The organism is Massilia sp. 9I (assembly GCF_902506415.1).
In the GTDB taxonomy this organism is placed as follows: Bacteria; Pseudomonadota; Gammaproteobacteria; order Burkholderiales; family Burkholderiaceae_D; genus Telluria.
This window is the reverse complement of the sequence record NZ_LR733275.1, coordinates 971,121-982,977: the sequence shown is the minus strand read 5'-3', so window position 1 is coordinate 982,977 and position 11,857 is coordinate 971,121. Positions and strand designations below refer to the sequence as shown.

4 protein-coding genes and 1 pseudogene are annotated in these 11,857 nt (G+C 67.2%); 2 read left to right on the top strand and 3 right to left on the bottom strand.

The features are described from left to right. Positions 1–104: 104 nt before the first annotated feature. Together GV068_RS04445 and glnE are read right to left on the bottom strand one after the other, a co-directional pair. A complete protein-coding gene (locus GV068_RS04445) occupies positions 105–3,005 on the bottom strand; it encodes a TonB-dependent receptor domain-containing protein (RefSeq protein WP_159696184.1) in 2,901 nt (966 codons plus the stop codon). Positions 3,006–3,314: 309 nt separating this feature from the next. Then, positions 3,315–6,053 (bottom strand): annotated as a pseudogene (glnE, locus tag GV068_RS04440) (bifunctional [glutamate--ammonia ligase]-adenylyl-L-tyrosine phosphorylase/[glutamate--ammonia-ligase] adenylyltransferase); the annotation flags it as partial. Between the two features lie 144 nt (positions 6,054–6,197). Between glnE and GV068_RS04435 the strand changes: the two are divergent. After that, the gene (locus tag GV068_RS04435) at positions 6,198–10,388 is read left to right on the top strand and encodes a YhdP family protein (protein WP_308636920.1); all 4,191 of its coding nucleotides are present in this window, start codon (positions 6,198–6,200) and stop codon (positions 10,386–10,388) included. A gap of 1 nt (position 10,389) precedes the next feature. After that, positions 10,390–11,187, top strand: a complete 798-nt coding sequence (locus tag GV068_RS04430) for a carbon-nitrogen hydrolase family protein (RefSeq protein WP_201303243.1) — start codon at positions 10,390–10,392, stop codon at positions 11,185–11,187. Between the two features lie 38 nt (positions 11,188–11,225). Here the strand turns inward: GV068_RS04430 and GV068_RS04425 are convergent, their stop codons facing one another. Continuing rightward, complete coding sequence (locus tag GV068_RS04425) at positions 11,226–11,618, bottom strand: hypothetical protein (protein WP_159696182.1); 393 nt, start codon at positions 11,616–11,618, stop codon at positions 11,226–11,228. Positions 11,619–11,857 lie beyond the last annotated feature (239 nt).

Sequence of the window (11,857 nt, the reverse complement as noted above, 5' to 3'; positions counted from 1 at the left end):
CGAATGCAGATATCAAAAAACCAAAGAAAAAGCCCGCCCGGCTTGCGCCGGACGGGCTTGCTACGCAATTAAATTGCGTCGAATCGCTTATGCGTAGTGCGCTATCAGAAGCTCTGGTTGTAGCGCACGTAGAAGAAGCGGTCGATCGGCAGTTCCGGGTTGACCGAGCTCGAGGAGTTCGGGCCGCCGTAGCCGCTGTTCGCGTTGTAGTTGATGATCGGACCCTTGTTGCCGATGTTGTTCACACCAGCCAGCAGCTTCGCGTTCCATGGCAGGGCGTAGCCGACCGACAGGTCGCTGTACCACATTTCCTTGAACTTGTTGTAGCCGGTGCCCCAGGTTGCCAAGCCCGTCGGGTTCGAGCACTCGACTGCCGGGGAGGCGGTCCAGCAACGGTTCTTCTGGCTGCTGTAGAAGCGGTTGGCCAGGGTGACGCTCCAGTTGCCCAGGCTCCAGTCAAACGCGATGTTTGCCTTCCACTTGAAGATGTCGTATTCGCCTGCATACTCGGTGAAGCTGGCAGTGTTGCTCGACTTGCTGCGATACGAATCAACATAGGTGGTTTCCGAACGGAAGCCAAACTGGCCGTAGCGGGTACGTGGCAGACGGTAGTTCAGGCTCAGGTCGTAGCCTTCGGTTTCCAGTGCGCCCAGGTTGGCGTTGCCGCGCGACAGGTTGACGATCTGGCCGGTGATCGGATCACGCTTGATCGCATCGCAGAAGCTCTGCACGCCGTCGATGTAGCACTGGTTCACGACGAAGGTCGCGCTGATCGCAGTGATGCGGTTCGCCACCTTGATGTTGAACCAGTCGAGGCCGACCGACAGGCCAGGCACGTAGGATGGGCTGTAGACGAAGCCGGCGGTCTTGGTGACCGCGGTTTCCGGCTGCAGGGCCGAGTTGCCGGCGCCGGTCTGGAATGGCGTCGGGGTCTGGGCGCCACCGGCGGTGACCGGGGTACCGGCCTGGTTCACCTGGCGGAAGGTTGCCGGAACACCGGCGGCGGTGCAGCGTGCCTTGGTGGCCGGGGTGGTTGCCGCATTGCCGAAGGCGCTGTCGCAGGCGTCCAGGTAGCTGTCGTAAGACTGCGAACCGCCGCCGAAGGTGTCGTTCAGGGTCGGGGCGCGGAAACCTTCAGCCCAGGTGCCGCGTGCCAGCAGGTCCTTGATTGGCTTCCACATGAAGCTGGCCTTGCTGTTGGTCGTCGAACCGAAGTTCGAGTAGTCCGAGTAGCGCGACGCCAGGTTCAGGTTCAGCAGTTCCGCGAACGGCATTGCTTTCAGCAGCGGGATCTGGGCTTCGAGGTAGGCTTCACGCACGGTGAAACGGCCGTAGGTCGAGTTGCCGGCCAGGCCGGTCGAGTAGCCGGACTGCTCGAACTGGCCCGGGCGGTCGTAGCCGCGTACGGTGCGGTGTTCGAGGCCACCCGCGATGCCGACAGCGCCTGCAGGCAGGTTGAACAGCTCGCCGCTGATGTCGGCGTTGGCATTGCTGATGGTCGAGCCGTAGGTCGCCTGGCCAACTGCCATGACATAGTTCAGGGCTGCCGGAGTCGAGGCCGACGGGCCGCCGAGGATGTCCCAAGGCACGCATTCCGCCAGCGGGATCGGGCTTGCCGCGGTGCCGCACTGGACCACGCCGGATGCGTTGCGGAAGGACGGGCCCAGGGCCTTCTTCAGGTTCAGCAGGTTCAGGTCGCCGTAGCCGGTGTTGGTGCCTTCGACCTTGTTGTAGTTATAGGCCAGCGACCAGTTCCACGGCAGGTTGCGGATCTGGAAATTGCCTTCGAGTGCGGCATCCAGGTGCAGGGTGCGGTTGGTGTTGTCGGTCACGCGCGGCACTTCGATGGTGCGACGGGCGAAGAACAGGTCGATACCCTTGCCGGCGCCGGCAACCTGGTTGCCGTACGGGTTGTAGTAGTTGTCCTTGTCGATATAGACCGGGTACTTCGCCTGGGTGGTCGAGGTCAGCGGATAGCCGGCGACCTGGCGGCTCGAATCGCGCACTGCGTACATGCCGGTGGTGGTCAGGCGCATGTCGTACGGCAGCGCGATCTCACCCTTGGTGAAGATCGAGGTCAGCTTGTTCGGCGACAGCAGGTGCATCTGCTGGGTCGAGTTGAACACGTCGGCGTCGGCGCCGGCATATGCATGGTAGCTGTTCGGGTTGCGCGAATCCGAGCTGGTGCCCACGCCGTCGAAGGTGCCGGTGTGGTTGATGATACGGTTGAAGCCGCCCGCCGATGCGGTGGTGTTCGAGCCGCCGGATGCGTTCACCGGGGTGATACGGCCCCATGGCGAGGTGCCCAGGCCGCCGTTGTAGTGTGCCGGGCCGAAGGTGAAGGCGGTGGCGTTGCGGTCCTTGGCCCAGACTTCGCCTTGCTGGGTGTGGGTCAGGCCGAACAGCAGGCTGGCCTTGTCGTCGCCGGCGCCGTAGGTAACCGAGAAGTCCTTGTTCTTGCCGTCGCCCAGGTCGTTCTGGCCGGTGTAGGCACTGGCGGTGCCGCCCTGCATGGTCTTCTTCAGGATGATGTTGACCACGCCCGCAATTGCGTCCGAACCGTAGATCGAGGAGGCGCCGTCTTTCAGCACTTCAATACGCTCGATCAGCGCCGACGGGACGGTCGACATGTCGGTGAAGCCCGCCACCGAAGCGGTCCAGCGCTTGCCGTTGACCAGCACGAGCAGGCGCTGCGCACCCAGGTTACGCATGTTGATGTACTGGCCACCCTGTTCGCGGTTCGAGGTCAGGACCGAGCCGCGGCTGAATGCCGGCGTACCGACCGACGACAGCTGGTTGACGATATCGCCAACGGTCACGAGACCGCTTTTCTGGATCTGTTCCTGGCTCACCACCTGGACCGGCTGCGCAGTTTCCAGGTCAACCTGGCGAATGCGTGAACCGGTGACTTCGACGCGTTGCGGAGCCTCTTGAGCCTGCGCCACGGAAATCATGGACTGGAGGGCGATAGCGACGGCCATCGCGATCTTGGTTCGTTGTTGCATGTGTTCTCCATCGTGCGCCCGAGAAAGGGAGGGCGCGGTTCTATGTTTTCAAAAGGTGCAACTTGTGCGGACCGGCACACCACGGGTAGCGGCAATGCTTTAGTGCATACACCTCTGTATAAGATCATTCTGTATTGATGCCCGTCAATTACACAGGTGTGAAAACTGAACGAAAAACAACAGTTTTGCGTAGGAAATCTCTGACTCAAAAGTCAATAGAAAATCTATGCGCAAAACATGTGCTTTGATAGGGAAAAACGCATAAGAAGGGGGCGCATGCACCGGATTGGTGCATGCGGAAGGAATAATTCAGGCGCCCAGGCAGGCTTCCCACAGGCGCCGCACGGCCTCCGGGTGGCCGCCCAGCAGCTGCGGATCGACACGCGCCTTTTCCTGCCCCTGCAGGCGCACCTGGTGCTGCAGGCGGCGCATGGCCCGGTAGGCGTCGGCGACAGCGGCCGCCAGCCCGGCGTCGATCAGGCCAAGCTCGCCGCACAGGCGGAGCAGGGCGATGTTGCCGGCATTTGCCGTCAGTTGCGGGTAGTTGGCGGCATGGCGCAGCACCAGATACTGGACGATGAACTCGATGTCGATCATCCCGCCTTCGTCCTGTTTCAGGTCGAACAGCAGGCTGGCGTTGACGTTGGCATCGCGCATGCGGCGGCGCATGGCGCGCACCTCGTCCTTCAGCTGCTGCTCCTGGCCGCTCCTGTCCTTGCGCAGCACGGCGATGCGGATCTGCTCGAAGCGCTCGCCGATGGCGGCGTCGCCGGCGCAGAAGCGGGCCCGGGTCAGGGCCTGGTGTTCCCAGATCCAGGCGCTGGCCGTCTGGTAGCGCTCGAAGGCGCCGACGCTGGACACCAGCATGCCGCTGGCGCCGTCCGGGCGCAGGGCGGTGTCGATGTCGAACAGGATGCCGGCCGCGGTGTGGGCCGTGTTCCAGGTAATGAAGCGCTGCGCCAGCTTGGCATAGTTGGACGGGGCCATCTCGTCCTCGTCGTCGAACAGGAAGATCACGTCGAGGTCGGACACGTAGCCCAGCTCCTTGCCGCCCAGCTTGCCATAGGCGATGACGGCGAAGCGCGGCTCCTCGCGATGGCGGCTGGCGACCGCGCGCCAGGCATGGCGGATGGTGGCGCCGACGATGGTGTCGGCCAGCAGCGACAGGTGGTCGGCCAGGCGCTCGACCGAGAGTTCGCCGGCCAGGTCCAGCGCCAGCAGCCGGAACAGCTGGGCGTGGTGGGCTTCGCGCAGGATGTCGAGCTGGCGCTCGGTGTCGCCGGCCGCCTCGCTCAGCTGCGTGTCCAGCTCGCTTGCCAGCTGGGCGAGGTCGGCGACGCCCTCATTGCGGTCGTCCAGCAGCTCGTCGAGCAGGATCGGGTGCTGGGTCAGGAAGGTGGCGGCCCAGCCGCTGGCATTGATCATCCGGATCACGCGCTCGAGGGTGTGCGGGTATTCGGTCAGCAGCGACAGGTAAGCCGAGCGGCGTGCGATCGCTTCGAAGAAGTCGAGCAGGCGCCCGAGCGTGCCGGCGTGGCTGCCGATGCCGGCCTCGCGCACGACGGTAGCGATGCTCCCGAGGGCCGCGTCGCCCAGCGCCAGCAGGCGGGCGCGGCTGGCGTCCGGCAAGCTGGCCAGGCGCGGGCCCTGCAGGGTGGCGACCAGGCGCGCGGCCGCCCCGGCCGGATCGTCGTAGCCGAGCTCGAGCAGGCGGGCGGCGATCGCCTCGCGGTTTTCCGGATCGTCGGCCAGGGTCGCGCCTTCCGCTTCGCCGCCTTCGCTCTTGTCGGCGAAGATCGCGTCGAACTGGGCGGCGACGAAGGCGCGCTGCTCTTCCAGCCGCACCAAGAGGGTGGACACGTCGGGCAGGCCCATCATCCGGGCCACCGCCAGGCGGTCTTCCTCGCTGGCGGGCAGGGTATGGGTCTGGGCGTCGTCCAGGTACTGCAGGCGGTGTTCCAGGTTGCGCAGAAAAGTGTAGGCCTCCAGCAGGCGCGCCACCGTATCCTGGGACAGCAGCTCGCGCTCGGCCAGAAGGCGCAAGGTGGTCCGGGTCGAGCGTTCGCGCAGGGCCGGGTCGCGCCCGCCGCGGATCAGCTGGAACACCTGGGCCAGGAATTCGATCTCGCGGATCCCGCCGCGGCCCAGCTTGACGTTGTGGCTGCGCTCCGGGTGCAGGCGCTCCTGGCGCTTGACCTCGGCGCGGATCTGCGCGTGCATGTTGCGGATCGCGTCGATCACGCCGAAATCCAGGTAGCGCCGGAACACGAAGGGGCGCACGATCGCGTCCAGTGCCGCGATGTCCTCCGGATCGCCGGTGACCGCGCGCGCCTTGACCCAGGCATAACGCTCCCATTCCCGGCCCTGCACAATGAGGTATTCCTCGACCATGGCAAGGCTGGCCGCCAGCGGGCCCGAATTCCCGTTGGGGCGCAGCGCCATGTCGACGCGGAAGGTGAAGCCGTCCTCGATGATTTCGGACAGGGCGGCGTTCAGGCGGCGCCCGAGGCGCACGAAAAACTCGTGGTTGGACAGCTGGCGCTGGCCGGGGCCGGCAGCGGTATCGCCGTCCTCGGGGTAGACGAAGATCAGGTCGATGTCCGACGAAACGTTCAGCTCGCCGCCGCCGCCCTTGCCCATCGAGAGCACCATGAGCCCTTGCGGGCGGCCGGATTCCTCGCCGACCGGCATGCCATGGGCGGCCACCAGCTCCTCGGTGAGGGCGGCGACGTGGGTCTGGATGGCGAAATCGGCGAAGCGGGTCATGGCGCTCACCACTTCGTCGAGTTCGGCGCGGCCTTCGAGATCGCGCCGGATGATGGCGCAGACCAGCAGGTTGCGCAGGCGGCGCATGGCGCGCGGCAGGGGCAGGCCGGCCTCGAGCTGGCGCGCCAATAACGCGCCAAGGTCGACGCCGGCCAGCGATAATCCGGACAGCTCGTCGAGCTGCGCCTGGCGCGCCGGATCGGCCCCGAGCCAGCGCTGCAGGAAGCGCGAGTGTGTCATAGGGGAAGGGGTGGACGGCGCAGCAGGGTTCATGGTGTCGGTTTGGGCTTGTGTTTTTGCCGTCCAGCAGGCATTCGTGCGGTAGAATTGCCCGCCGTGCCGCCTGGGGTGAGCACGATGGTAAGGTAGACGCCGCGACTGTTGCAAGCGATCTGTTAATAGAGAATCAATTTACGGCGAGCCTTTTTGAGCACCTTGATGGACAACCAGGAACAGGCGGCCCACGCCCACCTGCCGCTGGCCCGACGCTGGCACCGGCTGCGGGCCGCCTATCGCTATGCGAACCTGGCCTCGCACCATTTCCTCGGCTTTGCCATCAAGCTGGTGCTGCTGCTGTATTTTGCGCTGGCGCTGCTGTTCCTGGTGCTGCGCTACGCCATTTTCCCGAACATCGACGTCTACAAGGGCGACATCGAAGCCGCCGCCGGCCGCGCGCTCGGCAACCGCGTGACGATCGCGCGCCTGGCCACGTCCTGGCAGGGCATCCATCCGGTCCTGAGCTTGGGCGACGTGCGCCTGATCGACCGCGGCGGGCGCCAGGTGCTGGTCTTGCCGCGGGTGGAAGCGGCGCTGTCCTGGTGGAGCCTGGCCGCCTTCGAGCCGCGCCTGCACGCGCTAGAACTGACCGGCCCGCAGCTGGACGTCCGGCGCGGCAGGGACGGCACGCTGAGTGTGGCCGGGGTGCGCCTCGACCCGAATAAAAAGGACGACGGGCGCGGCGCCGACTGGCTGCTGCGCCAGCGCGAGATCGTGATCCGCCAGGGACGGGTCGACTGGACCGACGAGCTGCACGGCCGTCCCACCCTGGTCCTGACCGACGTCACCATGGCCCTGCTCAACCGCTTCGGCGGCGGCCACCGCTTCGCGCTGCGCGCCACCCCGCCGCGCGCGCTCGGCCAGCCGCTCGACGTGCGCGCCAGCTTCCGCCACCGCTTCGGCGCGCGGCCTTCCGATATGGCGCGCTGGAAGGGCGAAGTGTATGCCGACCTGCGCGAAGTCGACCTGGTGGCATGGAAGCAGCAGGTCGATCTGCCTTTCCAGATGACGAGCGGGCGCGGCTCGGTGCGCGCCTGGCTGAACTTCGACCAGGCCCGGGTGGCCGGCTTCACCGCCGACCTGGCACTCAGCGACGTCAATGCGCGCCTCGGCGCCACCCTGGAGCCCTTGCGGCTGGCCCGGCTCAAGGGCCGCCTGGCGGCGCGCGAGGAAATGCTGCCCGGGAAAGATGAGGGCAAGCCGACCTTCGGCGCCCATGGTCACACGGTCAGCGTGACCGACTTCTCGGTCACCACGCGCGACGGCCGCGCGCTGCCGCCGGCCACCCTCGAGCAGCGCTGGCTGCCGGCGCGCGAAGGCAGGCCCGAGCGGGGCGAGCTGAGCGCGCGCCAGCTCGACATCGGCGCGCTGGCGGCGCTGGCCGGCTACCTGCCGCTGCCGCCGCAGCAGCGCCAGATGCTGCTCGACTACGCGCCGCGTGGCCGCCTGCTCGACGTCGCGGCCGAGTGGGACGGGCGCTACCCCGACTTGCGCGGTTTCCGCCTGCGCGGCGACGTCGCCGGCCTGGCCATCAACGCCCAGCCGGCGCGCCCGGCCCAGCCGGCCAGGGAGGGCCAGCCGGCGCTGCCCGCGCATCCGGCCACGCCCGGCTTCCAGAACCTGAGCGGCAGCATCGACGCCAGCCAGAACGGCGGCAGCGTGACCGTCGGCGCAAGCAGCCTGGTGCTGCAGGTGCCGGCCTGGTTCGCCGAACCGGCGCTGCCGCTCGACCGCCTGGACCTGAAGGCGCGCTGGACCATCGACCCGGGCCGGCAGCTGCTGGTCGAGGTGGAAAAGCTGCAGTTCGCGCAAGGCGGCCTGAGCGGTTCGCTGTCGGGCCGCCATACGCTGCCGCTGCAGCCGGGACACGGCCCCGGCACCGCCGATTTCAGCGGCAAGCTGGACGGCTTTGCGATCGGCACCGTGGGGCGCTGGCTGCCGCTGGCCACGCCCGAGCACCTGGCCCACTGGTTGACGGGGGCGCTGCAGGGCGGCACCCTGCGCGACGCCACGCTGCGCCTGCGCGGCGACCTGGCCGGCTTCCCCTTCCGCGCCAATAATCTGGTCGAACGCGCGCGCGGCGAATTCAATGTCGCCGGCCGTCTCGAAAACGCGCGCCTGGAATACGCGCCCGGCCACCGCCACCCCGACGGCACGCCCTTGTGGCCGCTGGCCGAGAACATCAACGGCCGCATCGAGTTTGACCGCGCGCGTATGGAGATCCGCGGCGACCGCTTGAGCACCATGGGCGTGGCGCTGTCGAACGTGAAGGCGGTGATCCCCGACCTCGGCGCACACGAGCACATGATGCTGGAAATCGACGGCAACGCCGCCGCCCCGCTGCAGGAATTCCTGCGCTACGTGGGGGCCAGTCCGGTGCCGGAGTGGATCGGCCACTTCACCGATGAAACCCGGGCCGCCGGCAACGCGCGCCTGGGCTTGAAGCTGCGCATGCCGCTGGCGCACCTGCCGGACACCAAGGTGCAGGGCAGCCTGCAATTGCTGGGCAACGAGGTCAGCCTGTTCCCGGAACTGCCGCCGCTGGCGGCTGCGCAGGGACGGATCGACTTCTGGGAGCGCGGCGTGGCCCTGAACGGCATCAATGCCAGCTTCCTGGGCGGGCCGCTGGGCCTGTCCGGCGGCACCCAGAAGGATGGCAGCATCGCGATCCGGCTCGGCGGCACCTTGTCGAGCGAGGGCATGCGCCGCACCGCCCCGGCGCCGGCGCTGGGACGCCTGGCAGAGCGCCTGTCGGGCAGCACGCCCTACACCGGCAGCGTGGTGGTGCGCGAAGGACGACGCACCGTCACGCTCGAATCGAACCTGGCGGGCCTGGGCCTGGAACTGCCGGCGCCCGTCAACAAGCCGCAGGCCGATGCGCTGCCGCTGCGCTTCGTGCTGGCGGGCGAGCCGACCGTGAACGGCGTGGCGCGCGACGAGATCCGCGTTGCGCTGGGCGACAATCTGGCGGCGCGCTACCTGCGCGAGAAGGCGGGGCGCGGACCCTGGACCGTGCTGCGCGGCGGGATCGGCGCCAACGTGCCGGCGCCGGAACCGGACGGCGGCATGATGATCAACGTAAACCTGCGCGCCCTGAATGCGGACGCCTGGATCGCCGCCGGCAAGGCCATTGCGGGCGAGGGGGGCGAGACTGCAGGTGGCGGTGGCGGGGCAGACTTCGCCCAGTACGTGATGCCGACCCTGATCGGCGGCCGCGTGGGCGAATTGACCATCGGCGAACGGCGCCTGGCCGACGTGGTGCTGGGCGCGACCCACCAGAAGGATACCTGGCAGGCCAACCTGCATTCGCGCCACGCCAGCGGCTACGTGACCTGGGCCGAATCGGGCAGCGGCCAGGGCCTTGGCAAGGTGACCGCCCGCCTGGCCTCGCTGGTGATCCCGGCTTCAAGCGAAGCCGAAGTCAAGAACCTGCTCGAATCGAACCGCGGCGCCAGCGCCACCATTCCTTCGCTCGACATCGTGGCCGAGCAGTTCCAGCTGGCCGACAAGCGCCTCGGCCGCCTCGAACTGCAGGCCAACAACGTGCAGGCGCTGGCCGGGCGCGAATGGCGCATTAACCGCCTCACCCTCGACAACCCGGACGGCCAACTGAAGGCGAACGGCCGCTGGCTGCACAAGGACGGGCGCAGCAACACCAGCCTGAACTTCATCCTTGATATCGACGACGCCGGCAAGCTGCTGGATCGTCTCGGCTTCCCGGAAACCCTGCGCCGCGGCAAGGGCAAGATGTCGGGTGACATCTCCTGGAGCGGATTGCCCTACGACCTGGACATCCCGAGCCTGTCCGGCCAGATCGAGATGAACGTGGAGTCGGGCCAATTCCTGAAGCAGGACCCGGGCGCCGCCAAGCTGCTGGGCGTCCTGAGCCTGCAGGCGCTGCCGCGCCTCCTCAAGCTGGATTTCCACGACGTGTTCTCGGAAGGCCTGGCCTTCGACGGCATCAGCGCGAACGCGATGATCTCGCGCGGCGTGCTGCGCACCGACAACCTCAAGATGCACGGGGTGGCGGCCACCATCCTGATGGACGGCACCGCCGACATCGCCAACGAAACCACCAACCTGCGGGTGGTGGTGATCCCCGAATTCAACCTGGGCACCGGGCCGCTGGTGTACGGCCTGGCGGTGAACCCGATCATCGGCATCGGCAGCTACCTGGCGCAGCTGTTCCTGCGCGCGCCGGTGATGAAGGCGCTGACTTACCAGATGCGGATCTCGGGGCCGTGGAAGTCCCCGACCATCGTCAAGATCGACAACCCGCCGCCGCCACCGGCCGCGGCCGCGGCCGCGGCGAATGCGCGTAGCAACCCGAAAAAGGACTGACATGACAATCGTAGCCGCAGTGCAGATGGTGTCCACCCCGCAGGTGGCCGACAACCTCGCGACGGTGCGCCGCCTGGTGGCGCAAGCGGCGGGCGAAGGCGCGCAGCTGGTGGCGCTGCCGGAGTACTGGCCGATCATGGGCATGAGCGACGTCGACAAGGTGGCGCAGGCCGAACCGGAGGGCAGCGGCCCGATCCAGGATTGCATGGCGGGGCTCGCGCGCGAGCACGGCATCTGGCTGGTGGGCGGCACGCTGCCGCTGATTTCGCCGGTGGACGGCAAGGTGCTCAACACCACCCTGGTGTACGACCCGCAGGGACAGGCCGTGGGCCGCTACGACAAGATCCACCTGTTCGGCTTCAACAAGGGGAGCGAATCCTACGACGAAGCGCGCACCATCGTGCCGGGGGAAAGCGTCGGCAGCTTCGAGGCGCCCTTCGGCCGCGTCGGCCTGTCGGTGTGCTACGACCTGCGTTTCCCGGAACTGTTCCGCGCGATGGGCGAGTGCGCCCTGATCATCGTGCCGGCCGCCTTCACCCACACCACCGGCCTGGCGCACTGGGAAGTGCTGCTGCGCGCCCGCGCCATCGAGAACCAGTGCTACGTGCTGGCCTCGGCGCAGGGCGGCATCCACGCGAATGGCCGCCGCACCTTCGGCCACAGCATGCTGGTCGATCCTTGGGGCGAGGTAAAGGCGGTGCTGCGCGAAGGCGAGGGCGTCATCACGGGGCAGCTGGACGACGCGTTCCTTGCGAGCGTGCGCGAGAGCCTGCCGGCGCTGAAGCACCGCAAGCTATAGGCTAATCGGCCGTATCCTGCTGGGGGCCTTCCGCGCCCTTAGCGGAGTCTTTCCCGCCGCAGGTACTCCATGCATGCGGGCCTGCCGACGTATACCCCATCGGCGCGCGCCTGGGCCAGATCGATCCGCACCGACAGGATCCCGGCATCGGGGCCGAACGCTACCCGTCTGAACGCCTCCTCGACAGCGGTCTGGTCGTTCCGGCTCGCCCCATCCACGAAGCGGACCTGGAATTGCGTTCTTCCATTCGTGCCCGCGCTGCTGATGTCGAGCATGTTCGGCAAGGTCTTGAGCACCGCCATTACCGGCGCGTCGACCTTCTCCATGACGCGGTCCACATTCTGTTCCGCGACACACACATCGATGTAGACCGCCTGCGCGGGCGGCGCCTCGGCATGCGCGGCGGCGTGGCAACAGACCAGCACAGTCATCAGCAAGCAATGTCGACCTGAAACCATGGCGTATTCCCTTGAGTGCGTCCACGCAAAGTGTGCCATCACTAAGGGATCCCGGCAATATGGCTGCGAAGCCGATCAGGGTCGCCGCTTCATGCCAACAGGCAATTGATCCATGCTCATGCCCGATCATTTGCTGCTGCCCTCACTGTTGGGAAGGGGCCTCGTGTCCGGTACGAAGCGGGCGGATATGGCACAATGAGCTCTCCATACGA